Here is a 25,156-nt window from a genome sequence, read left to right on the forward strand (position 1 = left end):
TACGAGAGGTTTATACGGATCTCATGGGACGTCATGTGCATGAAAATGATAGGGAGTCGTCGGCCATGAAGAGGACGTTGCGTCGAGAACTCCTCAGCGCTCGTGCCGCCCTCCAGCCCGGCGAGACAGGGCAGGCCGCGGAGCTGCTGGCGGGCCAGGCGCTGCGACTGCCCGAGTTGAGCGGAGCGGCCACGGTCGCGGCGTACGTCTCCATCGGACGCGAGCCCGGCACCCGGGCGCTGCTGGACGCGCTGCGCGAACGCGGGGTGCGCGTGCTGCTGCCGGTGTTGCTGGCCGACAACGACCTGGACTGGGGCGAGTACCGGGGCTCCGAAGCGCTGGTGTCCGCCGGACGCGGACTGCTGGAGCCCGTCGGGCCGGGGCTCGGCACGGATGCCGTACTGGAGGCGGATGCCGTGCTCCTTCCCGGGCTGGCCGTGGACGCCCGCGGAATGCGGCTGGGCCGCGGGGGCGGCTCGTACGACCGGGTACTGGCCCGACTCGCGGCGGCGGGCGCCCGGCCCGCGCTGGTGGTGCTGCTCTACACGCACGAGGTGGTCGAGCGGGTTCCCGTGGAACCGCACGACCACCCCGTGGACGCCGCCGTCACACCCGACGGGGTGCGACGCTTCACCGAAACCGTCAGGGACCGGCCTTCGGAGTGAGGGTGAGGGTGTCGACGGTGTTGGTGTCCACCGCCTTCGCACTGAAGGACCAGTCGAGCAGTTCGCCGTTGGCCCACTTGTCCGTCTGATCGGTGTAGTGGGCGCTGTAGGCGTGGCCGGATGCGCCGGAGAGGTTGATCCAGCGCGACTTGTCCCAGTCGCCGACGTTGACGACCATCCGCATCGACGGCACCCAGACGACCTCGTAGCCCGCAGCCGCGTTCCATCCGGTGGCGTTGACCGTCGCCTCGCCGCCGCCGAGGTTCCACGGCCCGCGGTTCAGGAGGTACTGGAGGAAGCCGGGGCCTTCGGTGCCGAGCGTCTGGTTCTTCAGCGTCAACTGGTGGAGCCGGCCCCAGCTCCAGCTGGAGATGTCCTTGCCCAGCTCAGCCGTGAGCTCCCAGCGGGCGTCCTCCATGGCCCGGGCGAACAGTTCGTCCCGGGTGTCGGTCGCCTTGTCGTTGCGGCTGGCGGGCGAGCGCCACCAGCTGTTCTTCTCGTCCTTCACGATCTTCCGCACAACCTCGAACCAGCGGTCGCCGCCGTCCGGCTGGGCCGAGTCCGCATCGCGCTGACCGCACTCGATGACCCGCTCCAACTCGTCCAGGGGCGCCGTGCTGTCCGCCGGGCGAACGCTCAGGCAATCGCCCTCGACCCGCATCTCCTTGGGCAGCTTGTTGCCGAACGCGAGCTTGAGGACGTGGCGCCACACCGCATTGAAGTACGCGGCGGCGGCCGAGTCGGGCTCCTGGTTGTAGTCCCAGGTCTCCAGCAGCTTCTGCGCCTCGCGGACGTACGGGTCCGAGATGTCGATCTTCAGCAGATAGGGGGTGAGGATCTTCGCGATCTCACTGGTGTTGTCCATCTGCATGGTGCGCATGTCTTCGGTGGAGATCTTGCCGCCGTCCCTGATCTTCGACTCGATCAGGTTGTTGATCCGCTGGCTGCGCGCACCGTAGCCGTAGTCCTTGGTCAGCAGGTGACCGTACGTCTCGGGGTCGATGACGGCCTGGTTGGCCGTGACGATGTAGCCGCGCTTCGGGTTCTCCTCGTACGGCATCTCGTCGAAGGGGATCGGGTCCTTCTTCCAGTCGTAGTCCGGATCCCAGCCGGGGGCGGGGACGATCCCGTTGCCCTTCTTGCGGACCGGGATCTTGCCGGGGGCCTGGTAGCCGATCTTGCCCTTGGTGTCGGCGTAGATGAGGTTCTGCGACGGCACCTCGAAGTTCTCGGCCGCGGCCCGGAAGGACTTGAAGTCCGTCGCACGGTTGAGGTCGAAGACGGCGTCCATCGTCTTGCCCGCTTCCAGGGCGGTCCATTTCAGCGCTATGCCGTAGCCGGTGGCGCGGTCGGGGGCGTCATTGGCGACCGGAGCCCGCTGGCCGACCTTCTCCAACTCGGTGCTGCGGTCGGAGACCAACGGGCCGTGGCCGGTCTCGCGGACGGTGATCGTCTTGCTCTTGCCGCCGGCCACCTTGATCACTTCCTTGCGGGTGACCAGTTCCTTCTGCTCGTCGCCCACCTGGTAGGAGTTGCCGCTCAGCTTCTCCAAGTAGAGGTCGGTGACGTCGGCGCCGAGGTTGGTGAGGCCCCAGGCGATGTCCTGGTTGTGGCCGATGACCACACCGGGCATGCCGGAGAAGGTGTAGCCCGCAGTCTGGAAGGTGCAGGCGTCGGAGACCTTCCGGCAGTGCAGACCCATCTGGTACCAGAGCGAGGGCAGCTGGGGTGCCAGGTGCGGGTCGTTGGCCAGCAGGGGCTTGCCGGTCGTCGTGTACTCGCCCGAGACGACCCACGAGTTGGACCCGATGCCGTTGCCGTTCGGGCCGAGCAGGGCGGGGATGGTGTCGAGGGAGTCGGAGAGGGCGGCGAGCTGGGAGCTCAGGCCCTCCGCTGCGTCCGTGGCGTCCGCGGGTGCGCCGTCGGTGCCTTCGGCCGGGGTGCCTCCGGCGTCATGGCCGAGCGTGCCATCGGTGCTGCCGTCGCCCGTGCCCTCGGCTCCGGACTCTGCGGTACTGCCACCATTGCCGTCGCTGTTGTTGCCGTTGCCTTCGTTGTTGCCGTTGCCGTCGTCGCGGATGTCACCCTTCGGCTCCGCCTCCGGGTCGAACTTCTTCGTGGCGGGATCGACGGCGCCGTTCTCCATGATCGGCTTGTTCTCGATGCGATATGGCGGATACAGATCCTTGATCTGCTTATCGTCGAGCCGGCTCGTCAACAGTGAACGGTCGATCTCCTCCTGCATGTTGCCGCGCAGGTCCCACGCCATCGCCTTGAGCCAGGCCACCGAGTCCACCGGGGTCCACGGTTCCGGCTTGTAGTCGTTGGTGAAGGCGAGCGCCGCGTACTCGAAGGAGATGTCCTTGCCCCCCTTGCCCTGGAGGTAGGCGTTCACACCGTCCGCGTACGACTGGAGGAACTTCTTCGTGTCGGGCGACAGCTTCTCGTCGTACTCCTTCTGCGCGACCTTGCGCCAGCCCAGCGTGCGCAGGAACGAGTCCGTCTCCACCTGGCCGGAACCGAACATCTCGGAGAGGCGGCCCGACGTCATATGACGGCGTACGTCCATCTCCCAGAAGCGGTCCTGGGCGTGGACGAACCCCTGGGCACGGAAGAGGTCGTCGTCACTGTCGGCGTAGATCTGCGGAATCCCGTAGTCGTCGCGCTTGACTTCGACCTCACCGCGAAGGCCGGGAATCTCGATGGTTCCGGTGGTTTGGGGGAAGGAGGCACGTACGGCGCTCACACCCCAGTAGCCGCCGTACCCGATCCCGCCCAGCAACGCCAGCACCAAGAGGATCACGAGCAGGCGGGCGCGTCGCCCCTTCTTCTTCTTGGGGGAAGAGGCGGTTGTGTTGGCGGGCATCGCTGTCCTTCGAGGCGCAGGCTGGTCCAGGAGTGCTGGGAGCAACCATAGGCGCAGCGTCGCGGCGCCCCTGACGCGGCATCCGAAATGCGTACCCCCCGGCCGGGCGTTTCCCATGGCTGCGGCCCTGTTGGCCATGATGATCTACGCGTCAAGGAAACGTTAAAGATTAGGTAAGGTAACGAAGTGTCGCCGCCCGGAGTAACGATCCGGCATGTAGAGGCGCGAGGGGAAGGATCGGCCACTGACTGTCCACGATCTCAACGAACTCCTGCTCGTCTGCTCGCTCGTGCTGCTCATCGCCGTTGCGGCAGTGCGGATCTCATCGCGCAGCGGACTCCCCAGCCTGTTGCTGTACCTCGGTATCGGCATCGCCATAGGGCAGGACGGCTTCTTCGACGTCAAGTTCAACAATGCCGAACTCACGCAGGTCATCGGCTATGCCGCCCTGGTGGTGATCCTCGCCGAAGGTGGACTCGGGACCAAGTGGCAAGAGGTCAAACCGGCCCTGCCCATCGCGGTGGCACTGTCGACCGTGGGCGTTGCGGTCAGTGTGGGAATCACCGCTTCCGCAGCCCACTACCTGGTCGGCCTGGAGTGGCGCCAGGCGCTGATCATCGGCGCCGTGGTGTCGTCGACGGATGCCGCCGCGGTCTTCTCCGTCCTGCGCAAAGTGCCCCTGCCGTCCCGGATCACCGGTGTGCTGGAGGCCGAATCCGGCTTCAACGACGCACCCGTGGTCATCCTGGTCGTCGCCTTCTCCGCGGCCGGCCCGGTGGACCAGTGGTACATGCTGGTCGGCACGATCGCCCTGGAGTTGGCGATCGGGGCGAGCATCGGATTGGCGGCCGGATTCCTGGGCGCCTTCGCGCTGCGACACGTGGCACTGCCCGCCTCGGGCCTCTATCCGATCGCCGTGATGGCGATCGCCGTGGTCGCCTACGCCGCGGGCGCGATGGCACACGGCAGCGGATTCCTCGCCGTCTACCTGGCCTCCATGGTCCTCGGCAACTCCAAACTTCCGCACGCCCCGGCCAACCGGGGATTCGCGGAGGGCCTCGGTTGGCTGGCCCAGATCGGCATGTTCGTCCTGCTGGGGCTGTTGGTGACCCCGCACGAACTAGTCGACGACTTCTGGCCCGCGGTCACGGTTGGGCTGGTGCTGACGGTCGTGGCCCGTCCGCTGTCGGTGTTCGTCAGCCTGTTGCCGTTCCGGCTGCCGCGCCGCGAACAGATCCTGCTGTCGTGGGCGGGACTGCGCGGAGCGGTTCCCATCATCTTGGCCACCATTCCGATGGTGAGCGGTGTGGAGGGCAGCACCCGGATCTTCAACATCGTGTTCGTCCTGGTCGTCGTCTACACGCTGGTGCAGGGGCCCACGCTGCCCTGGCTCGCCAGGGCGCTGCGGATCGGACCGGGCGCGCCGTCCGACCTGGGGGTGGAGTCCGCACCGCTGGAGCGGTTGCGCGGGCACCTGCTCTCGGTGTCGATTCCGGACGAGTCGCGGATGCACGGCGTGGAGGTCAGTGAACTGCGCCTTCCGCCGGGGGCCGCAGTCACGCTCGTCGTCCGGCAGGACAAGAGCTTCGTGCCGTTGCCGTCGACGGTGCTGCGGCGCGGCGACGAACTGCTGGTGGTGGCCACGGACCCGGTACGGGACGCGGCCGAACAGCGACTGCGGGCCGTGGGGCAGGGCGGGAAGCTGGCGGGATGGCTGGGGACCGGTTAGCCGGCCGGGCACGGCGAACACGGACCGGACGGACGTACGGGACGTGGCGGACGGCGCCCCGGGGCTGCGCCCGTGGGTGCCTGACGTCCTGGGGCGCGCGCTCGGGGCGGGGTGCCGGGGTGGCGCTGCGGAGTCGTCCGGCGGGGGTGGACGGGTGCGTCACGAGTGGTCCCTACGCAGGTGGCACGGGTGCGTTGTGATGTGGTGCGCACCGCTAGCAGAATCGTTCCTGCTGAACCGTCCCCACCTCGCCTGGGACCGCCAATTGTCGACTATCGACACCTTTGAAGATCCCTGTACGATGAGTGCACATCTGATCGACCACCTCTGCCTGACGCAGAGCTGGCGCGACCGTATGGCGGCCGAGAAGCCCTCCGCAGTTCGCAGTGGGGACCCGGTATCTACCGCAGTCCCGCGCGCATAGAGGACAGCTCTCGGTCGCTCCCGCCTCGCCATGGGAGCGCCCACCAGGCGGCAGAAAGGCACGGACCGTGGCATCCACGGTCACCACCGGCAAGCGTCCGGGCTACGGACAACTGCTGCGCACCCCGGGAGCCTGGAGCTTCCTGCTTCCCGGCTTCGCAGCCCGACAGCCCTTCGCGATGTTGACCATCGGCATCGTCCTGCTGGTACAGCACACCACCGGTTCCTACGGCAGCGCGGGAGCCGTCGCCGCCGTCACCGGTGTCTCCATGGCGATCTTCGCCCCTCAGAGCGGCAAACTCGCGGACCGTTTCGGCCAACGCGCCGTACTGCTGCCCGGCGTCCTGGTGCACGCCGCATCCGTATCGGCCCTCACCGCGCTCGCACTGGCCGACGCCTCCTTGTGGGTGCTGTTCGCCGCAGCCGTACCGGCTGGGGCGTCCGTCCCCCAGGTCGGCCCCATGGTGCGGGCCCGCTGGGCGGCCAAGCTCGACGGATCGCCCCTGATGCAGACGGCAGCCGCCTTCGAATCGGTGACGGACGAGTTCACGTTCGTCGTCGGCCCGGTGCTCGCGACGGCCCTGTGCACCGGAGTCCACCCGGCCGCCGGTCTGATCGCGGAAGCCGGACTGACCCTGGTAGGCGGCCTCCTCTTCGCAGCTCAGAAGCGCACCCAGCCGCCCGTACGCCGCTTCGAAGGCGCTGCGGGCACCGGGCGCCGGGTCTCTGCGTTCTCCATCCCCGGCGTACGGGTCCTGGTGGTCGCCTTCCTCGGCATCGGCTCGGTCTTCGGCGGTATGCAGGTCTCGCTCACGGCCTTCACCGAGGAGATCGGCAACCCCGGGGCGAACGGCCTGTTGTACGGGATCTTCGCCGCGGGCAACATGCTGGCGGGCGTCGTCTTCGGAGCCGTCGCCTGGAAGACCGGCCCACGCCGGCGGATGGTGATCGGGTACATCGGTCTGACGCTCGCGGCGTCGGTCCTGTGGACCATCGACTCACCCGCCCTGCTCGCTGTGGTCGGGTTGCTGGTGGGGCTCTGCATCGCACCGGCGCTGATCGGCGGCTACACGCTCGTGGAGCCGCTGGTGCCGGCGTCGGCGCGGACCGAGGCGTTCACCTGGCTGACGGGAGCGGTGGCCCTCGGCCAAGCGGCGGCCGTCACCACGGCCGGGCAGCTGGCCGACGCCCATGGGTCGGCCGCCGGCTTCGCGGTGCCGCTCGCGGGGACCGCGCTCGCCCTGGTCACCCTTCTCGCCCTAGGGTCACGACTGACACCGGCCACCGCCGGCACCACGGCCACGGGGCTCGTGGCAGCTCGTGGGGCGAGTGGGATGGATCACCGCACGCGAGTGACGGTGGACTGATTCAACGGAATACGTCACTATGGACCGTCGTTTAGCACTCATTGAGTGAGAGTGCCAGGAGGAAGACCAGTGCCGACCTACCAGTACCAGTGCACCGAATGCGGCGAGGGCCTTGAGGCGGTGCAGAAGTTCACCGATGACGCCCTGACCGTGTGCCCGAGCTGTGACGGACGCCTCAAGAAGGTGTTCTCGGCGGTCGGCATCGTCTTCAAGGGCTCCGGCTTCTACCGCAATGACAGCCGCGGCTCATCGTCGAGCAGTTCCACGGCCGCGTCGGGGAAGTCGTCCGATGCGAAGTCGTCCGACGCCAAGACCTCGGAGTCGAAGGCGAGTGCATCGTCCACCTCGTCGGCGTCTTCGTCTTCCGGTTCGACGTCGTCGTCCGGTTCCTCGACTGCGTCTTCGTCGTCTTCATCATCTTCGTCGTCTTCGGCGGCCTGACCGGACCGCTCCCACCGGTACGGCCGTCAGCTGGACCGGTCCGTACCGCGCTGCGGTTCCGCTACGCCCTGGGTCCTGCCGTACGCATACGGCGGGGCCCTTTGCGTGTCCGGGCGTAGGCGCGCTTGTCCGGAGGTAGACGCGCTTGTCCGGGCGGGGTCGAGTGCGTCCGGGCGGGGTGGCGCGTGTCCCGGCGGGGTCGCGTCGGCGGTCGGCTTCGGTGTGCTGGAGCGCCATTCCGGCCGCGTCCCCTGCGTCGATAGTGTGGCCGGCATGGCGAACACGAACGCAGAGATCGGCGTGATCGGTGGCTCCGGGCTGTACTCCTTCCTGGAGGACGTGACGGAGGTGCAGGTCGACACCCCGTACGGCAGTCCGAGCGACTCCCTCTTCCTCGGCGAAGTGGCAGGTCGGAAGGTCGCCTTCCTCCCCCGGCACGGCCGCGGGCACCACCTTCCTCCCCATCGCATCAACTACCGGGCCAATCTGTGGGCCCTGCGCTCAGTGGGTGTGCGCCAGGTCCTGGCGCCGTGCGCGGTGGGTGGGCTACGACCGGACTACGGACCGGGAACACTGCTCGTACCCGACCAGTTGGTGGACCGTACGAAGTCCCGCGCGGAAACGTACTTCGATGGAGCCCCGCGGGCGGACGGCATCGTTCCGCGCGTGGTGCACACCACCTTCGCCGACCCCTACTGCCCCGCCGGACGTTCCGTGGCGCTCAAAGCCGCACGCGGACGCCAATGGGAACCGGTCGACGGCGGGACGCTCGTGGTCATAGAAGGGCCACGCTTCTCCACGCGGGCCGAATCCCGCTGGTTCTCGTCCGAGGGCTGGTCGGTGGTGGGCATGACCGGACATCCGGAGGCGGTGCTCGCCCGAGAGCTCGCCCTTTGTTACACCGCGTTGGCGCTGGTCACAGATTTGGACGCCGGTACGGAGACGGGCGAGGGCGTTTCCCATACGGAGGTGATGCGGGTGTTCGGCGAAAAGGTGGGACAACTGCGCGAAGTGCTCTTCGACGCGGTGGGTTCGCTGCCGGGCGTGGACGAACGCGACTGCTTGTGCGTGGACGCGCACGCCGGGTGGGACCTGGGCTTCGACCTGCCCTGACCTTCGAAGGGAACTCCCCCTGCTCCGACCCGCTGCTCCGACCCGAGAAAGCACGGCGACGGTGAGGTGGTGAGCACGATCAGGTGAGGGAGTTCTCCACACCGGGGGCTCTGTCCACAGGCATCAGCGGAGTACGGGCACAACAGGGATCGTGAGGAGCGTAAGGCCCCGGGCAACCGGGGCGGCTCCCAACGACGGGCGGTTCCTGGTCATGGACTCACATCCCTCCCTTCCCACCGGTGCTCGGTCGGCGAACGCCTCACCGGAGCGGTCTCCATCCGGGCCGGTACCGCCGCTGGTGTCTGCTTCCCCGGCCGCTCCCTCAGCCGCTTCCTCAACCGCCTCGTTGGCCGCCTCGTCGGCGGCGTCCGCATCACCTGGCGCGGTCAGCAGTGCCGGTGCCAGCGAGGCGGCCCTACCGGCAGACTCGCCGATGGCGCCACAGCAGGCCCGGCCACCTGGGTCGGCGCCGGCACACTCCTCGGCGTCCCGGGCGGCATCGGGCCCGTTCGCCGGCCGACCGGTCTCCTGCCACTGCCTGTCGAGTAGGCACCTGCCCGGGACGCTCTCATCGGACGCATCGCGGAGGACGGCGGGAGGCAGTTCGGCCCTTCCCGCCGCAGCCGTCCCCGAACCGCAGCGGATCCCCTCGTTCGCACCCCTGCGGGCCCACGGTGGTGCACACCGTTTGAGGCGTGCTCTTCGGCATCGCCGCCGGCAGGGGCTCGCGGCGGGGCTCGCACTGGTTGCGACGGCCGTAGCGATCGCCAGCGCGCGAGGGGAGGACGGCGACCCCGGCAGCGCCTCGGCTTCGCCGCCGCGCTCCAGGCCACCGAGCTCCGTCGAGATGGTCTCGGCTCCCGTGCGCATCGCCGACGCGGAGACTGTTCGGCTGCTCAGGCCGGGCGATCGGCTCGATGTGATCGCGGTGCCCGATGCTCCGGTCGGCCGGCAGGGCGAGCAGCCTGCGGCCAAGGTGGTGGCGGCAGGAGCCCGGGTGACGAAGGTGCCCACGGTCTTCGACGATGCCGGGGCCGGCGACGGGGACGGCGGAGCACTGATCGTCCTCTCCGTCCCGCGCAGCACGGCCACGGCGCTGGCCGGGGCGAGCGGGGCGAGCAGGCTGGCGGTGACCCTGTGGTGATCGTCGCGGTTCGGCCCGGCCCCGCTGCTGGGATCCCGTATCCCCTTGCCCGATCCCTGTGATGACCGAGCCCCGGATCTCTTTTGACCGAGCCTCCCTGATGACCCTTCGTCGCATATGGCCGTTCTTTCGCTCGTGACCGTGCTCGTTCCCACGGAAGCACTCGCACTGGAGTGCCGTCGGGTCACCTCCGAATCCTCGTGAAGTGGACACCGTGGCCATGCGTTGGCGTAGGTTGCGGGGGGTTTGACCCCGTCCCATGTACATGCGAAGAAAGGCTCAGTGTTGAGCGAGCAGAAGGTCAGCGTCCTGGAGGGCTTCAAAACCTTCCTGTTGCGCGGCAATGTGATCGATCTGGCCGTCGCCGTCGTCATCGGCGCGGCATTCACCCAGATCGTCAACGCCGTGGTCAAGGGCGTTATCAACCCCTTGGTGGGCGCATTCGGCACCAAGAACCTCGACTCCTACAGCTCCTGCATCAAGGGCACGTGCGAGGTGGTGAACGGCGAGGTCGACGGCATCAAGATCCTGTGGGGATCCGTCCTCGGAGCGACGCTCAGCTTCCTGATCACCGCGGCGGTCGTCTACTTCCTGATGGTGCTGCCCATGGCGAAGTACCTGGCGAAGAAGGCCGCCCGCGACGCCGCGAAGGAAGGCGCCAAGGAGGTCGTGGAGCTTTCGGAGCTGGAGGTGTTGAAGGAGATCCGCGACGCGCTGATCGCTCAGTCACGGGGTACGCGCACGGGCTCCACGGGCTCTGGTCCCGCACCGGGAACCGGCACCGGCTCAGACCGGAGCTAGCGGCAATCCGGACCGCAGGAGCTCAGACGTGGTGGGGAGGCTTCTCGTCGAGAAAGCGCGCGAGGTCGTCGGAGCCGTCGCCGCCCGTAGGAGGCCGCTCACCCCACCCTCGGTCCGTATCGTCCGAGGACTGCCGGTCCAGCGGATCGTCGAAGTCGATCCTCGACTTCGGCGACTCCTGCCGGAGGTGCTTCGCATCTCGCGATCCGGGGGCGGGGGCGGTGCTCATGCTTCCAGGGTACGGCGGCGCTCAGCGCCCGGGCGAGCAGCACCCCGGTCCGGGGGCGCGCTCGGCGGGTTAGCCCACTCGGCCGGGCCGAGGCAGGCGAACAGCCGCCGGGGGCGCGCGTCTCGCCTCCGGGCCGATTCCCTCTGGTGTTCTTGGACCCATGACGTCACCTGGCAGCCCGGACGGCCTGGGGGACCCCAGCGATCCGAACGCTCCGGGCTCCGAGGGGGCACCGGAACCGTCGGCCGGTTCCATCGAGCGGCCACGGCCGTCCGGAGCCGTCGGCGGCCCCTCGGGATCCGATCCCACCGGCAGCACGAATTCCGCGGACTCCGCCCGCCGCACCGGGCGTGAGCACAAGCCTGCGGCGCCCGGCGCCTCCACCGAGGACGGCACCGACGGTCCCGATGACAACGACAACAGGAACGACAACGGGTACGAGGAACACCAGCACCCCGAGGAGGAACACGGAGCCGAACAGCACGAACAACACGAGCAGTACAAGCAGCGCCAACAGGCTGAACAGGCACAGCAGTACGACCGAGGCGTGAACACAGACGGGGACTACGGGCCGCTGCGTCCGATGGTCCCGCGGCGAAGGGACGAGCCTCACCGTTCCGCCACCCCGTTGGAACTCTTCTTCGACCTCTGCTTCGTCGTCGCGGTCGCCCAGGCCGGTCTCCAGTTGGTCCACTCCCTCGCCGAGGGCCATCCCGGCACGGGTCTCATCGGTTACGTCTTTGTCTTCTTCGGCGTCTGGTGGGCCTGGATGAACTTCACGTGGTTCGCATCGGCGTACGACTGCGACGACGTGCCCTATCGGATCGCCACCCTGGTGCAGATCGCCGGCGTCCTCGTCTACGCGGCCGGGATCCCGCGCGCCTTCAGCGACAACGACTGGGCGATCGCCGTCTCCGGTTACCTGATCATGCGGTTGGCGCTGGCCACCCAGTGGTTGCGTGCGGCAGCGGCGGAACGGGGGCGGTCCCGGGCAACGGCTCTGACGTATGTGGTGGGCATCGCCCTGTGCCAGGCGGCCTGGGTGGTGCTGCTGCTCGCGCCGAAGGAGTCCCGGCACTGGCTGTTCCCCGTGGTGCTCGTGGCCGAACTCCTGGTGCCGCTCATCGCGGAGCGGCACCAGGAGACGCCCTGGCACGCGCATCACATCGTGGAGCGCTACGGCCTGTTCACCCTGATCGTGCTGGGCGAGACGATGGCCGCGAGCACGGTGGCCGTCCAGTCGGCGTTGGACGAACACAAGGCGGTCGCCGAACTGCTCCCCATCGCCGGGGGCGGACTGTTGATCATCTTCTCGGCCTGGTGGATCTACTTCGCCGTGCCGGCGCACGAACTGTTGATCTCCAACCGGCAGGCGATCCCCTGGGGTTACGGCCATGTACTGATCTTCGGCTCGGCGGCGGCGATCGGAGCGGGTCTGGAGGTGGCGATCGAACACTCGGTGGGCGTGGCCCACATTTCGGAGGTGGCCGCTGCTGCCGCGGTCACCGTCCCCGCGGCTGTCTTCCTGCTGACCGTCTGGCTGCTGCACGCACGCCACTTCACGCGCGGCCCGGTGGAACGAGTCCTCCTCCCGCTGGCCGCACTCGCCGTGCTGGGGGTCACCTTCGCGGCCGGTTGGGCGGTCCTCGCGGCGGGCCTGTTGTTGGCGGCGACGGTCGCGGTCGGCGTGACGATCAGCTATCGCTACCGTCCCAAGGTCGCGTGATACCCAGGGGACTTGACTTCTTCCCCGCCCTGAAGGGAGGGGATTCCTACGGCTCGCGCCGTGGGGTTTTCTGCTTCATCGCCGACTGCCCGCCCGGAGTGCTCCGTTGAGGTCTTACACCAGCTCCACAGACAGACACCGTCAGCCCGGCGGTCAGGATGTTCTGCGCTGCGTTCACGTCCCGGTCGTGGGTCGTCCCGCAGTCGCACGTCCAGGTGCGGACGTTCAGCGGCATCTTGCCCTGCAAGGTGCCGCAGGTCGAGCACAGCTTGGAGGAGGGGAACCAGCGGTCGATCGCGATCACTTCGCGGCCGTACCACTGGGCCTTGTACTCCAGCATGCTCCGGAATTCCGACCAGGCCGCGTCGCTGATGGCGCGGGCCAGGCTCGGGTTCTTCACCATGTTCCGGACGGTGAGGTCCTCGATCACGATCGTTTGGTTTTCACGCACGAGACGAGTGGTGAGCTTGTGCAGGTGGTCACGCCTGCGGTCGGTGATACGGGCGTAGACCTTGGCGGCCTTCTGGCGGGCCTTACGGCGGTTGGCGCCGTCGCCCTTGGCCTTGCGGGCAAGCCGCCGCTGGGCCTTGGCCAGACGGGCACGGTCGCGGCGCTCGTGCCGCGGGTTGGAGATCTTCTCGCCGGTCGAGAGCGTCAGGAGGTGGTCGAGTCCGACGTCTATGCCCACGGCCTTATCGGTGACCGGAAGCGGTTGAACCGTCGGGTCCTCGACGAGCAGGGACACGGACCAGCGTCCGGCCGCGTCCTGGGACACGGTCACCGTGGACGGCGACGCGCCCTCCGGGAGGGGGCGGGACCACACGATGTCGAGCGGCTCCGCCATCTTCGCCAGGGTGAGGCTGCCGTCCCGGAACCGGAACGCGCTGGTGGTGTACTCGGCGGACTTCCGCGACTTGAAGCGCGGGTACTTCGCGCGCTTGCCGAAGAAGTTCGTGAACGCCGTCTGAAGGTGCCGCAGGGCCTGCTGGAGCGGGACAGAGGAGACCTCGTTGAGGTACGCGAGCTCCTCGGTCTTCTTCCACGCGGTCAGCATCGCCGACGTGGCGTTGTAGTTCACCCGTTCCCGCGTCCACGCTTCGGTACGCGCGGCGAGGGCGAGGTTGTAGACCTTCCGCACACAGCCGAACGTGCGGGACAGCTCGGCTGCCTGCGCATCGGTCGGATAGAAGCGGTACTTGAACGCCCGCTTCACGTGGACGGTCTTCACGGTTCACACGCTGCCCCATCAGCTTGTGACGGAGCCGGTGATTGGGGGTGAACGCCGGTCCGCCCTGGCGGCAGACCGGCTTTCCCTGCCCTGCTCCACAGGAGCTTCGTCTCCTCCCCGCCCGAACGGACGGGGTATCCACGAAGGAGAGCCCCGATGAGTGAAACGACCAGGATCGACGCCCTGACCGATGTGTCGGGCCTGCGCGTCGGCCATGCACGCGTGCCCGGCACCCTCGCCCTCAGCGGCACCACCGTCGTGCTCGCCCCCGACGGCGGTGCGATCGCGGCAGTCGACGTACGCGGAGGGGGCCCGGGCACTCGGGAGACCGACGCACTCGATCCGCGCAATCTGGTCCAGCGCATCGAAGCCGTCGTGCTCACCGGGGGCAGTGCCTTCGGCCTGGACGCGGCGTCCGGCGTGATGGCGTGGTTGGAGGAGCAGGGCAGAGGGGTACCCGTGGGCGCGCCGGGGCAGGTGGTGCCCGTGGTCCCGGCGGCCTGTGTCTTCGACCTCGGTCGTGGCGGCGACTGGAAGGCGCGGCCGGATGCGTCCACCGGGCGGGCTGCCGTGGTGGACGCGGCAGCCTCGGCGATGGGCGCCCCCGTGGCGATGGGCACGGTCGGAGCGGGCACGGGAGCGGTGGCCGGCGGTCTCAAGGGTGGGATCGGAACCGCGAGCACGTTGGTGGAGTCGACGACGGGCGGCGCCGGAATCACCGTGGCCGCACTCGTGGTGGTGAATGCCGTGGGCTCGGTGATCGACCCCCTGACGGGGGTGTTGTACGGGCAGCACTTCATCGGCACGAACGGCGGCGCGGATCCCGTCCCTCGCCCCTCCCCCGCCGTCCACGCGGAGGCGGTGCGCCGGCTCGAAGAGGCGCGGGCGGCCAGTGGTCCCGCGCCGCTCAACACCACCCTTGCGGTGGTCGCGACGGACGCCGTACTGACGCGTGCGCAGGCGCAGAAGCTTGCAGGTACGGCGCACGACGGCATTGCGCGCGCCGTCCGTCCGGTGCATCTTCTGAGTGACGGAGACACGGTCTTCGCGCTCGCCACGGAGGAGGTGCCGCTTCCGCGCGACAACCCGCTCGCTTTCAACAACGTGCTGGCTGCGGGCGCGGACGTGGTGACAGAAGCGATCGTCAAGGCGGTTCTCGCAGCAGAAGGGATCACCGGCCCAGGTGGCTCATTCCCCTCTTACAGGGAGCTTTACGACATCAACTGATCCAGGCAGTATGCCGCTTGTTGCGGCTCCGGGAACTTCACAAAGAGTTCCTTCGTTTTTCGGAAGCCGGGACGCACTGTCAGAACCAGGGGCTACTTTTAGCAATCAACAAGTTACGTGTGGCGACGGCCAGGAGACCCCATTGAACGATCCGCATGAGACAACCGAGTCGCACATCGCGCGGCTTCTGGGTCGGGCACTCAACTCCTTCGAACTGCCCGATGCCACGGTCGAGAGACTCGACTCGGCCCTGGCCCACGCAAGTTCACTCCATTCATCGCACCACAGCGGCACGCTCGACCGGGCGACCTACCGTCACGTCTACCTCCTCAGCGACGGCAGCGACCTCGTCCTCTGGGAGCTGGTGCACAGCTCCGGACCCACGGGTGCCGAACAGCACGAGCTGTACGAGGAGGAGGCGGAGGTTCGGCTCGCCGCATCCCGCCTACCCGCAGGGTTCCCGGGCTTCGCCGACGACGAGGCCACCGACCCGCACCACACGACGGAGTTCGACCCGCACCACCCCGACGCACAGTCCGCGGCGTCGTTCGGAAGCGCGACCTCGTCCGAGGCCGCCGGTCTCCTGGAGGCCATCGCCGACCTCGAAGCCGCCCAACTGATGGGGCCGACCAAGCCTGGCGGGGACGGACCGCCGCTCGACCACTCCGGCATCGACGCCGACTTCGCACTGCTCGCCCGGCTGCTGGCCGCTCCCCCTGCCCCGCTCCCCAGGATGTACGTACCGGATAATTCGGCGGACCATGCCCGGCGTGTGCTGCGTCGCGCGGAGAACGTCGACCGACCGGGCGAGGAGACGGCCCAGGTGCTGCGGTCGGCCTTCGCGCACCACATCACCCAGGTCTTCGGACAGCAATGCCTGATGGCGGGTAAGGACGCCGGATTCGCCCTGTACGAGCACGCCTTCCTGCTGTTCGACGGAACCGAGTTGAGTCTGTGGGAGGTGGAGCACACCCTCACCCCCGACGGACGCCATATGTGCGAGGTCTACGGCTCCGAGCACCGCGCACGGGAGGCCATGGAGCACCGGTCCCGAGTGCGCTGACCGTCCATCCGGGTGTGTTGACCACCGCACGGCCGCCACGCCCCGGGGACCGGTAGGCAATCTCGGCAAACCCCCCACGCTCAGCCTTCACCCACGCCCATCCGCTTCACCCACGTCCGCTTCACACAGTTCCTGTTCCGAGGTCGAGTAGTCGTTTCGCCGCCCTCGCCCCAGATCTCCACCGGGCAGCCTCCAGGAGGAGCCTGAAGACGGTCTCCGGCTGCGCGCGCCCAAGGGAAAAGGCCCGACACGGGACGTACTCCCCGTCGAGCCCTTCGTCCGGTTCCAGGACCATCCTCGTCTGTCTTTGACGGACGCCTCTCGGTCAGTTCCTCAGTGCGTCATCGCGTGCGTCTTCGGCAGATCGGTCCCGTCGGAGCCGTCGGAGCCTTGCGGGCCCGCCGAGCCAACGCCCTCGCCCGTGTCTTCGCCGTCCTCGACGCCTTCCAGGTGTTGCTTGGGCTTCGCAGGCAGCGCGAACATCACCACGAAGATCAGGGCCAGCACGCCCACCACCCACCACAGCGAGTTCTGGAACGCCTCACCGAACGCCTGCCCCACCGCTTGCGGAGCCATGTCACGCTCATCGATCGAGCCGAAGAAGACCACCGACACCAGGGCGAGCCCGAGCGCGTTGCCCATCTGCTGTGTCGTGCTGATCAGGCCGGACGCCGAGCCCGCGTGCCCTCGGGGCACATCGGAGAGCACCGCGTCCGTCAACGGTGCCACGATCAGGCCCATCCCCACGCCCATCACCACCAGGGGCGCCATCATCTGCCAGGAGTTGATCTCCGTCCCGTAGTGGTCGGCCTCCCAGATGTAGAGCAGCATCCCGGCGGCCATGGTCAGCGCACCCGCCTGGAGCACCTTGCGCCCGAAGCGCGGTACGAGCTTCTGCACGGAGAGACCGGCTGCCACCGAGACGGCGATGGAGAAGGGAACACCGGTCAGCCCGGCCCTCAGCGCGCTCCAGCCCAGTCCGATCTGCATGTAGAGCGTCCAGACCAGGAAGAAGATGCCGCAGACGATGCCGAAGACCAACTGCACGGCGATGCCGGCGGCGAAGCTCTTGACCGTGAACAACGACAGCTCGATCAGCGGTGAACCGTCCTTGCGGGCCTTGTACCGCTCGTACGCCACCAGCACGGCGAAGACGACGAGGCTGCCCGCCATGCACAGATGTCCCCACAGCGGCCAGTCCAGCTCCCGGCCTCGGGTCAGCGGGTAGACGAGCATCAGCAGCGCGGTGGTGACGAGAACGACACCGATCATGTCGAGGCGCAGCGCCTTCGGGGCGCGCGACTCGGTGATGTACCTCCGGCCCAGGATCAGCCCCGCGACGCCCACCGGCAGGTTGATCAAGAAGATGGGGCGCCACTCCAGCCCGAAGAGGTTCCACTGGGTCAGCAGTGCGCCCAGCAGTGGACCGGAGACGGCTCCGAGACCGACGATCGCACCGAACAGGCCGAACACCTTGCCACGTTCGTGTGCGGGGAAGGTGGCGTGCACGATGGCGAGCACCTGCGGAACCATCAGGGACGCGGTGGCTCCCTGGAGCAGTCGGGAGGCGACCAGCATCTCGGAGCTCGCCGCGAATCCGCAGAGCGCGGAGGCGAGGGTGAATCCGGTGATGCCGATGAGGAAGAGCCGCTTGCGACCGTAGATGTCGCCGAGTCGACCACCCGTGATGAGGCCAGCGGCGAAGGCCAGCGCATAGCCAGCGGTGATCCACTGGATCGCACCGAAGGACGCGTCGAGGTCCCTCTCGATGCTCGGGATGGCGATGTTGACGATGGTGACGTCGACCAGGTCCATGAAGGCCGCGGTCATGACGATGGCAAGGGCGATCCACCGTCGCCGATCTGAGGCCGCATCAGTTGCGGTGGGCTGTGAACTCATGAGGAGGAAACTAGGCCCCCAATAGGTCAGATGGTGTCCTATTGAGCGGTCATCCTTGGGCCATGACCGACACGCCTGCACGTCTGCTGAATCTGCTCTCCTTGCTCCAGACCCCGCGCGAGTGGCCGGGCAGTGAGCTCGCCCAGCGTCTGGAGGTGAGCCCCCGGACCATCCGACGCGATATCGACCGGCTCCGTGAACTCGGTTATCCCGTGGAGGCGACCAAGGGGGCGATCGGCGGGTACCGGTTGGTCGCGGGAAGTGCCATGCCCCCACTCCTCCTCGACGATGAGGAGGCGGTCGCCATCGCGGTGGGTCTGAGGGCGGGGGCCGGTCATGCGATCGAAGGGATCGAGGAAGCCTCCGTACGGGCGCTCGCCAAGTTGGAGCAGGTGTTGCCGGCGCGGTTGCGGCACCGGGTCACCTCGCTCCAGTCGGCCACCGTGCCGCTCACCAGGGGGGACGGTGCCACCATCGACCCGCGGACGCTGACGGTGATCGCGGGGGCCGCGAGCGGGCAGGAGCGACTGCGCTTCGGATATCGGGCGGGGGACGGTACGGAGACGAATCGCCTGGTGGAGCCCTACCGGCTGGTCTCGACCGGGCGCCGCTGGTATCTGGTGGCGTACGACCTGGCGCGGGAGGACTGGCGCACGTTCCGCGTGGATCGGATATCGGAGCCCTTCGCCACGGGCGCTCGCTTCACCGCACGGGAGCTTCCCGGGGACGGGGCGCAGGAGTTGCTGGGCCACTCCCTCGCGCGTCAGCAGGCGCACGAGGTGGATGTGGAGTTCTTCGCCCCGCTGGCCGAGGTGGCGGCCAAACTGCCCGAGTCGCTGGGCGTGCCGGTGGGTACGGGTGACGGCTGCCGGGTGCGGGGGCGGTCGATGGACTCGGTGGAGTGGCTGGCGGTGCGGCTGGCATTGGTGGGGTGTGAGTTCCGGGTGCACTCCCCGGTGCGGTTGATTTCCTATCTGGCGGAGCTGGGGGACCGTGTGTCCCGCGCGTCCTCAGCGGCCTGACCCTTCGGGGCCGCGCGGCCCGCGCTCGCGGCGCGAGTAGCCAGAACCACGGAGGGCGAGGGTTCGGAAGGGGAAAGGGGAGGACCCCGAGACCAGGGGGGGAAGGTCTCGGGGTCCGTCTAGGGGGGCGGGTCAGGCAGCTGCGTCGAAGCCCGTGTCCCGCGCCATTTTCTTCAGCTCCAGCAGTGCGTGCTTCTCGATCTGCCGAATGCGCTCGCGCGTCAGTCCGTGTTCCTTGCCAACCTCGGTCAGCGTCCGCTCCCGGCCGTCCATGATTCCGTACCGCATGCGGATGATCGATGCCGTGCGCTGGTCCAGTTTGCCGATCAGGTCGTCGAGTCCCTCGCTGCGCAGCAGCGTCAGGACCGACTGCTCCGGGGACACGGCCGAGGTGTCCTCCAGCAGATCACCGAACTGGGTCTCCCCCGCGTCGTCCACGGCCATGTTGAGGCTGACCGGATCCCGCGCCCAGTCGAGCACGTCGATCACTCGCTCCGGCGTGGACCCGAGCTCCTCGGCGACCTCGGCGGGCTCCGGATCGCGGCCCTTCTCTCGGTTGAACTCGCGCTGCACCCGGCGGATGCGCCCGAGCTCCTCCACCAGGTGAACGGGGAGGCGAATGGTCCGGGACTGGTCCGCTATGGACCGGGTGATCGCCTGGCGGATCCACCAGGTGGCGTACGTGGAGAACTTGAAGCCCTTGGCGTAGTCGAACTTCTCGACCGCGCGCACGAGTCCTGCGTTCCCCTCCTGGATCAGGTCGAGCAGGGGCAGACCGCTGCGCGGATAGCGGCGGGCGACCGCCACCACGAGTCGGAGGTTCGAGCGGATGAAGACGTCCTTGGCGCGGTCGCCCTCGGCCTCCAGGGCCTCAAGCTCCTCGCGTGTGGCTCCGCCGGCTTCGCTCTCGACCTCTTTCTCAAGGATCTGTCGGGCATACACCCCGGCCTCGATGGTCTGGGACAGCTCGACCTCCTTTGCGGCGTCGAGCAGCGGCGTACGCGCTATTTCGTCGAGGTACATGCCGACCAGGTCGCGGTCGGCGATCTCCCCGCCTACTGCGCGAACGCTGCGTACCCGGTCGGTGGTCCCTTTGTTCTCGGACTGGCGACGGGCGACGGCACGGGTTGCCATGCGAGCTCCCTTGCTGATGTAAGTCGCGACACCCTTTCGGGTGCCCTGCATCCGATGGAATCAACGACTGGAATCAAGACAGAATTCCCGTGGATCACTTCAATTTTTACGATCTTGCAGTACCCTGTCCGCCCACCAAAGGAGGATCAGTGCTGCGGGAACGTACAGACGTACAGGTCAGAGCGGGTGACGAGACCGATCTGGACTCGCTGACGGAGCTCTACAACCACTACGTCCGGGAGACGGCGATCACATTCGACATCGCCACCTTCACCCCTGAGCAGCGTTTGCCGTGGCTGCGTTCCCACCCTAAAGACGGCCCGCACCGTCTTCTGGTTGCTCGGAGCGTCACAAATGCTGATGAACACCCTGAAAACACTTCGCAAAAAGAAGGTGCACTGCTCGGGTACGCCACCAGTAGCCCTCTACGCCCCAAGGCCGCATATGCCACCTCCGTCGAGGTGAGCATCTATTGCGCTCCCGAGGCAGCGGGCCTCGGTATAGGAACGCTTCTGTACGAGCACTTGTTCCGCGCGCTGGCCGATGAGGACGTCCACCGCGCCTATGCCGGGATCACCCAGCCCAACGAGGCGTCGGCCAAACTCCACGCACGGTTCGGCTTCCGCCCGATCGGCACGTACACGGAGGCGGGACGGAAGTTCGGAAGCTACTGGGACATCACCTGGTACGAGAAGGAGCTGGGCGGGACTCCCTGACGCCCCAGCGGCCCATGGGTCCACAGGTCTAGGACCACAGCCCGTTACGGTCCGGCGACGCCACGCCCTACCGTCCCCTCATGGACACCACCGGCACCCTCGACGAAGCGTTGGACCGCATCCACCTCAGTGGCCCCGAGCGGCACGGCTGGCTCAGCAACCACGCCCCGATGGCGGTCGAAGCACTGGTACGCCACGGTCAGGCGCGTTCCGTTCACCCCTGGGTCGACCGGTACCGCCATAAGTTGGAGGAGATGCCGTCGCCCACCGACCCGATCGCGCCCGCCGACTGGCGGGAGGCGTTGGGCGACCCGCGCCGGATCGCCGACTGGGCGCAGCACTTCGAGCGGGAGGTCGCCGAACGCCCCTGGCGCGAGGTGCTCGCCGAGTGGTGGCCCCGACTGCTGCCGGGCATCGCGGGCGGCGCCACCCATCCGGTGATCAGGGTCGGCCACTCGGTACGCACCTTGCTGTCGGGCACTCAAACGAGCCCGCGCACGGTCGAGTTGGCCCATGCGTTGGGATACTGGGCGGCCCGCCATGCACCCCTGCCGCCCTTGGGGCATCTGGAAGTCGCGCCCAGCGCGGCCTCAGCGTTGGATCTGGTGCCGCCGGTGGTGGACCGGTCCGGTGGGATCGAGCAACGGTTGGAGCGCCTGACCGCGTTCCCTCAATGGCCCGCCCCCGGAGCGTCCACTGACGGTGCGTCCGAAAGCGCGACAGCGATCGCCGACACGGCCCGGGAGCGGCTCGTCGAGTTGGTGACCGCGGCCACCCATCGCTACGCCACGCACGGACACGGCGAGCCGGTGATGCTGGTGCACGCGGCCACGGCCCCCAATGCCGTACTGCGGACGCTGCCCGCGTTGCCCAGGGAGCTATGGGCGTCGAGCCTTTCCGCAGCCTGGGCGGCGAGTGCTGCGGTCACCGCCGCGTACACCCCGGCCGCCGGTACGACTGCGCCTCTCCCGACAACGCGTCTGGACCCGGCAGAGATCTTCGCGCGGGCGGCCGACCATGGTGATGACCACACGATCAAGTTCACGGACACGGCACTCGACGTCGGCGATGACCTCGCGCTGACCGCTGCCGTACGGTCGATCGAGCTCAATGTCCCCTTCCGCTAGCTCGACGAGCCGCCGACTCCGCGGAGCTCAGCCGAACTGCACGGAGCGTTTGGCCAGGCCCATCCAGAAGCCGTCGATCACACTGCGCCCGGTCGACAACTCGCCCTCCGACGCCCCGAGGGTGACAAAGAGCGGGGCGAAGTGTTCCGTACGCGGGTGGGCCAGTCGGCCTGCCGGGGACTTGTTCTCGAAGTCGAGGAGCGCATCGACGTCCGCCGCGGCGAGAGCCCGTTGCCCCCAGTCGTCGAACTCCGCGGACCAGCCCGGCACCCCGGAGTGGCGCAGGGCCGCCAGATTGTGGGTGAAGAAGCCGCTGCCGACGATCAACACCCCTTCGTCGCGCAACGGCGCGAGTTTGCGCCCGATCTCCATCAGCTTCTCGGGGTCGAGGGTGGGCAGGGAGATCTGGAGTACGGGAACGTCAGCGCTCGGATACATCTCCACCAGGGGGACGTAGGCGCCGTGGTCCAGTCCGCGATCCGGGATGTCCTGCACCGGATGACCGGCGCCCCGAAGCATCTTGCGTACGGAATCGGCCAGCTCGGGAGCACCGGGGGCGGGGTAGAGAACCGCGTAGTAGTGGGCCGGAAAGCCCCAGAAATCATAGACGAGTGGGACGCTCTCGACCGCTCCGAGCGCGAGCGGCGCCTCTTCCCAGTGGGCGGAAACCATCAGGATCGCCTTGGGCCGAGGCAGGTCAGCGGACCAGTCGGCCAGCTGCCCGCGCCACAGGGAGTCATCGGCGAGCGGCGGTGCGCCATGCGAGAGATAGATGGCCGGCATGCGCTTCGGCGCGGGAGTCAACGGGGTGGCGGCCATGTCCGAATCCTATCTACTTGAAATTTCAAGCTCACCGATAGAGTAGACGAATGTAGTTCAACTTTCAAGAACTAGTCGTAGAGTGGAGTTATGAACACGGCATCCCCCGGCGGCGACGAAGGCCCCACGCGCTGGCTCACCGCTGACGAACAGCACGTCTGGCGTGCCTACCTCCACGCCACCATGCTCCTGGACGACCACCTCGACCGCCAGCTCCAGCGGGACGCGGGGATGCCCCACATCTACTACGCCCTCCTCGTCCAACTCGCCGGGGCTCCGCACCGCCGCCGCCGGATGACCGAGCTGGCCATCGCGCTGAAGATCACGCGCTCCCGGCTCTCCCACGCCGTGGCCCGACTGGAGAAGAACGGCTGGGTGCGCCGGGAGGACTGCTCATCGGACAAGCGGGGACAGAACGCGATCCTGACCGACGAGGGCATGAGCGTGCTGGAACGGGCCGCGCCCGGCCATGTGGAGGCCGTGCGGCAAGCGATGTTCGATCGGCTGACACCGCAACAGGTGGAGCAGCTGGGCGAGATCATGCGCATCCTGGCGGCGGGGCTCCAACCGCAGGACTCGGGCGCGGACCTGCCCTGGCTGCGCTGACCAGGGCCTCCCGGCCCCGGGACGTGGTTTCTCGTTCGGGGAGGGCGCGCGTGTAAGGCGTGCCGGGGCGATGAACGCGACGAAAGGGCCCTGCTCGGATTCGCTCCGAGCAGGGCCCTCGTTCGTCACGTCCGCATCCACTCCGTCAGTGGAGTGCGACCGGCATGCGCACCTCGTCGTCCGATCCCTCGCCACCACCGGAGGAAGCCGACCCCATGTCGGGGCGCCCCGTGTTGATCAGGGTGAACGAGATGACCGCCGAGACCACCAGGATGCCGACCGCCCACCAGATGGCGGACGAGAACCCGTGCACCATGCCCTGGAGCTGGAGCAGCTGCGGATCGGCCGCACCGGCAGCCCGTGCACTGATGTACGAAGTGGTCGCCGATGCGGCGATCGTGTTCAGCAGCGCCGTACCGATCGCGCCGCCCACCTGCTGGGAGGTGTTGACCATCGCGGAGGCGACACCTGCGTCCTGCGGGTCCACCCCGTGCGTGGCGAGCGACATGGCCGGCATGAACGCCGTACCCATGCCCAGACCCAGCAGCAGCTGAGCAGGCATGATCAGCCCGACGAACGAGCTGTCGATCTCCAACTGCGTCAGCAGCAACATGCCGACCGCGGCGACCAGGAATCCGGGGGCCATCAGCATCCGCGGCGGAACCCGGGTCATCAGTCGGGTGCCGATCTGCGTCGATCCGACGATCATGCCCACGATCATCGGCATAAAGGCGAAGCCCGTCTTGACCGGTGAGTACTCCTGCACAATCTGGAGGTAGAAGGTGAGGAAGAGGAAGAGACCGAACATGGAGATGACGGCGAGGCCGAGCGAGAGGTAGACCCCGCCCCGATTGCGCTCGGTCAGAACCCGCAGGGGCAGCAACGGCGCCTTGACCTTCGCCTCCGTGATGACGAAGGCAGCCAGCAGCACGACGGACGTCACGAACATGCCCACCGTCAGGCCGTCCGACCAGCCGGAGTGCTCGGCGCGAGTGAAGCCGTAGACCAGCGCCACCAGACCCAGCGTCGACAGGACGACCCCGGGGATGTCGAGCGAGGCACGATTGCGGGCACCCGCGGGTTCACGAATGATCAGGTACGCACCGACCGCGGCGACGATCGCGAACGGAATGTTGACGTAGAAGGTCCAGCGCCAGTTCAGGTACTCGGTGAGGAAGCCACCGAGGATCAGCCCGACCGCGCCACCACCACCGGCGATGGCACCGTAGATGCCGAACGCCTTGGCGCGCTCCTTGGCGTCGGTGAACATGACCGCGAGCAGGGAGAGCGCCGCGGGTGCGAGGAGCGCACCGAAGACGCCCTGGAGGGCTCGGGCACCGAGCATCATCGCTTCGCCGTTGGCGGCACCGCCGAGCGCGGACGCGACGGCGAAGCCGATCAGCCCCACGATGAAGGTGCGCCTACGCCCCCACAGGTCGGAGATCCTGCCGCCGAACAGGAGCAGACCACCGAAGGCGAGCGCGTAGGCGGTGATCACCCATTGCCGGTTGCCGTCGGAGATCCCGAGATCCTGTTGGGCGGTGGGCAGGGCGATGTTCACGATCGTCGCGTCGAGCACCACCATGAGCTGGGCCAGGGCGATGAAGACCAGGGCTTTCCAGCGCTGGGGATCAGGACGGGATATGTCGGCTGTTTTTGGCATGGGTGTAGCCACCTAGCGTGCGGAGTGGTCAAAACGATCAAGAAATGGGACGGTCGGGCGGACCCCACCGGTGCTGCATGAGTCTTTGCACGGCCAGGGCCCCGCGGGCCCGGACGTACGGCTGGTCAGACGCTCGACTCACGACTGC

21 protein-coding genes are annotated in these 25,156 nt (G+C 68.0%); 14 read left to right on the forward strand and 7 right to left on the reverse strand.

Annotation, left to right across the window (positions count from 1 at the left end):
- Nucleotides 1-65 precede the first annotated feature (65 nt).
- Complete coding sequence (locus ABZ348_RS17360; protein ID WP_358933839.1) at nucleotides 66-665, forward strand: 5-formyltetrahydrofolate cyclo-ligase; 600 nt, start codon at nucleotides 66-68, stop codon at nucleotides 663-665.
- Here the strand turns inward: ABZ348_RS17360 and ABZ348_RS17365 are convergent.
- Entirely contained in the window at nucleotides 643-3,531 is a 2,889-nt protein-coding gene (locus tag ABZ348_RS17365) for a penicillin acylase family protein (RefSeq protein ID WP_358933841.1), read from the reverse strand. The two genes, ABZ348_RS17360 and ABZ348_RS17365, sit on opposite strands and share 23 nt — an antisense overlap.
- A gap of 289 nt (nucleotides 3,532-3,820) precedes the next feature.
- On the opposite strand from ABZ348_RS17365, the gene ABZ348_RS17370 reads away from it, so the two are divergent.
- From ABZ348_RS17370 to ABZ348_RS17395, 6 genes are all read left to right on the forward strand, one after another.
- Nucleotides 3,821-5,260, forward strand: coding sequence for a potassium/proton antiporter (locus ABZ348_RS17370; protein WP_358933843.1), 1,440 nt, complete (start codon nucleotides 3,821-3,823; stop codon nucleotides 5,258-5,260).
- A 491-nt stretch (nucleotides 5,261-5,751) separates the two neighbouring features.
- Nucleotides 5,752-7,050, forward strand: coding sequence for an MFS transporter (locus ABZ348_RS17375; protein WP_358933845.1), 1,299 nt, complete (start codon nucleotides 5,752-5,754; stop codon nucleotides 7,048-7,050).
- Between the two features lie 69 nt (nucleotides 7,051-7,119).
- Nucleotides 7,120-7,491 (forward strand): FmdB family zinc ribbon protein, encoded by a 372-nt coding sequence (locus ABZ348_RS17380; RefSeq protein ID WP_358933847.1) that lies wholly within the window; start codon nucleotides 7,120-7,122, stop codon nucleotides 7,489-7,491.
- Between the two features lie 273 nt (nucleotides 7,492-7,764).
- Nucleotides 7,765-8,604: an S-methyl-5'-thioadenosine phosphorylase gene (locus tag ABZ348_RS17385; RefSeq protein WP_358933849.1), complete on the forward strand. Its 840-nt coding sequence runs from the start codon at nucleotides 7,765-7,767 to the stop codon at nucleotides 8,602-8,604.
- A 688-nt stretch (nucleotides 8,605-9,292) separates the two neighbouring features.
- A complete protein-coding gene (locus tag ABZ348_RS17390) occupies nucleotides 9,293-9,748 on the forward strand; it encodes a hypothetical protein (protein ID WP_358933851.1) in 456 nt (151 codons plus the stop codon).
- A gap of 285 nt (nucleotides 9,749-10,033) precedes the next feature.
- Nucleotides 10,034-10,549, forward strand: a complete 516-nt coding sequence (locus ABZ348_RS17395) for an MscL family protein (protein WP_358933853.1) — start codon at nucleotides 10,034-10,036, stop codon at nucleotides 10,547-10,549.
- Nucleotides 10,550-10,571: 22 nt separating this feature from the next.
- Here the strand turns inward: ABZ348_RS17395 and ABZ348_RS17400 are convergent, their stop codons facing one another.
- The gene (locus tag ABZ348_RS17400) at nucleotides 10,572-10,778 is read right to left on the reverse strand and encodes a hypothetical protein (protein ID WP_358933855.1); all 207 of its coding nucleotides are present in this window, start codon (nucleotides 10,776-10,778) and stop codon (nucleotides 10,572-10,574) included.
- Nucleotides 10,779-11,361: 583 nt separating this feature from the next.
- Between ABZ348_RS17400 and ABZ348_RS17405 the strand changes: the two genes are divergently transcribed.
- Nucleotides 11,362-12,504: a low temperature requirement protein A gene (locus tag ABZ348_RS17405; RefSeq protein WP_358934027.1), complete on the forward strand. Its 1,143-nt coding sequence runs from the start codon at nucleotides 11,362-11,364 to the stop codon at nucleotides 12,502-12,504.
- Nucleotides 12,505-12,550: 46 nt separating this feature from the next.
- On the opposite strand, the gene ABZ348_RS17410 is transcribed toward ABZ348_RS17405, so the two are convergent.
- A complete protein-coding gene (locus tag ABZ348_RS17410; RefSeq protein WP_358933857.1) occupies nucleotides 12,551-13,732 on the reverse strand; it encodes an RNA-guided endonuclease TnpB family protein in 1,182 nt (393 codons plus the stop codon).
- Between the two features lie 156 nt (nucleotides 13,733-13,888).
- On the opposite strand from ABZ348_RS17410, the gene ABZ348_RS17415 reads away from it, so the two are divergent.
- Entirely contained in the window at nucleotides 13,889-14,959 is a 1,071-nt protein-coding gene (locus ABZ348_RS17415) for a P1 family peptidase (RefSeq protein ID WP_358933858.1), read from the forward strand.
- Nucleotides 14,960-15,101: 142 nt separating this feature from the next.
- Nucleotides 15,102-16,022 (forward strand): DUF6227 family protein, encoded by a 921-nt coding sequence (locus ABZ348_RS17420; protein ID WP_358933860.1) that lies wholly within the window; start codon nucleotides 15,102-15,104, stop codon nucleotides 16,020-16,022.
- A 333-nt stretch (nucleotides 16,023-16,355) separates the two neighbouring features.
- Here the strand turns inward: ABZ348_RS17420 and ABZ348_RS17425 are convergent, their stop codons facing one another.
- Complete coding sequence (locus tag ABZ348_RS17425; RefSeq protein WP_358933862.1) at nucleotides 16,356-17,921, reverse strand: MFS transporter; 1,566 nt, start codon at nucleotides 17,919-17,921, stop codon at nucleotides 16,356-16,358.
- A 62-nt stretch (nucleotides 17,922-17,983) separates the two neighbouring features.
- On the opposite strand from ABZ348_RS17425, the gene ABZ348_RS17430 reads away from it, so the two are divergent.
- On the forward strand, nucleotides 17,984-18,943 hold the full coding sequence (locus ABZ348_RS17430) for a YafY family protein (RefSeq protein WP_358933864.1): 960 nt from the start codon (nucleotides 17,984-17,986) through the stop codon (nucleotides 18,941-18,943).
- Nucleotides 18,944-19,075: 132 nt separating this feature from the next.
- Here the strand turns inward: ABZ348_RS17430 and ABZ348_RS17435 are convergent, their stop codons facing one another.
- A complete protein-coding gene (locus ABZ348_RS17435) occupies nucleotides 19,076-20,077 on the reverse strand; it encodes a sigma-70 family RNA polymerase sigma factor (protein ID WP_358933866.1) in 1,002 nt (333 codons plus the stop codon).
- Between the two features lie 149 nt (nucleotides 20,078-20,226).
- On the opposite strand from ABZ348_RS17435, the gene ABZ348_RS17440 reads away from it, so the two are divergent.
- Nucleotides 20,227-20,793, forward strand: a complete 567-nt coding sequence (locus ABZ348_RS17440; RefSeq protein WP_358934029.1) for an N-acetyltransferase family protein — start codon at nucleotides 20,227-20,229, stop codon at nucleotides 20,791-20,793.
- Between the two features lie 80 nt (nucleotides 20,794-20,873).
- The gene (locus ABZ348_RS17445; protein ID WP_358933868.1) at nucleotides 20,874-21,920 is read left to right on the forward strand and encodes a questin oxidase family protein; all 1,047 of its coding nucleotides are present in this window, start codon (nucleotides 20,874-20,876) and stop codon (nucleotides 21,918-21,920) included.
- A 27-nt stretch (nucleotides 21,921-21,947) separates the two neighbouring features.
- Here ABZ348_RS17445 and ABZ348_RS17450 read toward each other — a convergent pair whose 3' ends face one another.
- A complete protein-coding gene (locus tag ABZ348_RS17450; RefSeq protein ID WP_358934031.1) occupies nucleotides 21,948-22,724 on the reverse strand; it encodes a class III extradiol ring-cleavage dioxygenase in 777 nt (258 codons plus the stop codon).
- A 105-nt stretch (nucleotides 22,725-22,829) separates the two neighbouring features.
- Between ABZ348_RS17450 and ABZ348_RS17455 the strand changes: the two genes are divergently transcribed.
- Nucleotides 22,830-23,345: a MarR family transcriptional regulator gene (locus ABZ348_RS17455; RefSeq protein ID WP_358933870.1), complete on the forward strand. Its 516-nt coding sequence runs from the start codon at nucleotides 22,830-22,832 to the stop codon at nucleotides 23,343-23,345.
- 145 nt (nucleotides 23,346-23,490) lie between these two features.
- On the opposite strand, the gene ABZ348_RS17460 is transcribed toward ABZ348_RS17455, so the two are convergent.
- Nucleotides 23,491-25,008 (reverse strand): MFS transporter, encoded by a 1,518-nt coding sequence (locus ABZ348_RS17460; RefSeq protein ID WP_358933872.1) that lies wholly within the window; start codon nucleotides 25,006-25,008, stop codon nucleotides 23,491-23,493.
- Nucleotides 25,009-25,156: the final 148 nt, after the last annotated feature.

This window comes from Streptomyces sp. NPDC005963, from assembly GCF_040638655.1.
Taxonomy (GTDB): Bacteria; Actinomycetota; Actinomycetes; order Streptomycetales; family Streptomycetaceae; genus Streptomyces.

Coding starts and splice junctions, on each gene's coding strand:
- ABZ348_RS17445 (WP_358933868.1), top strand. CDS start 20,874: ATGGACACCACCGGCACCCTCGACGAAGCGTTGGACCGCATCCACCTC.
- ABZ348_RS17435 (WP_358933866.1), bottom strand. CDS start 20,077: ATGGCAACCCGTGCCGTCGCCCGTCGCCAGTCCGAGAACAAAGGGACC.
- ABZ348_RS17405 (WP_358934027.1), top strand. CDS start 11,362: ATGGTCCCGCGGCGAAGGGACGAGCCTCACCGTTCCGCCACCCCGTTG.
- ABZ348_RS17430 (WP_358933864.1), top strand. CDS start 17,984: ATGACCGACACGCCTGCACGTCTGCTGAATCTGCTCTCCTTGCTCCAG.
- ABZ348_RS17385 (WP_358933849.1), top strand. CDS start 7,765: ATGGCGAACACGAACGCAGAGATCGGCGTGATCGGTGGCTCCGGGCTG.
- ABZ348_RS17360 (WP_358933839.1), top strand. CDS start 66: ATGAAGAGGACGTTGCGTCGAGAACTCCTCAGCGCTCGTGCCGCCCTC.
- ABZ348_RS17400 (WP_358933855.1), bottom strand. CDS start 10,778: ATGAGCACCGCCCCCGCCCCCGGATCGCGAGATGCGAAGCACCTCCGG.
- ABZ348_RS17455 (WP_358933870.1), top strand. CDS start 22,830: ATGAACACGGCATCCCCCGGCGGCGACGAAGGCCCCACGCGCTGGCTC.
- ABZ348_RS17460 (WP_358933872.1), bottom strand. CDS start 25,008: ATGCCAAAAACAGCCGACATATCCCGTCCTGATCCCCAGCGCTGGAAA.
- ABZ348_RS17425 (WP_358933862.1), bottom strand. CDS start 17,921: ATGAGTTCACAGCCCACCGCAACTGATGCGGCCTCAGATCGGCGACGG.
- ABZ348_RS17365 (WP_358933841.1), bottom strand. CDS start 3,531: ATGCCCGCCAACACAACCGCCTCTTCCCCCAAGAAGAAGAAGGGGCGA.
- ABZ348_RS17415 (WP_358933858.1), top strand. CDS start 13,889: ATGAGTGAAACGACCAGGATCGACGCCCTGACCGATGTGTCGGGCCTG.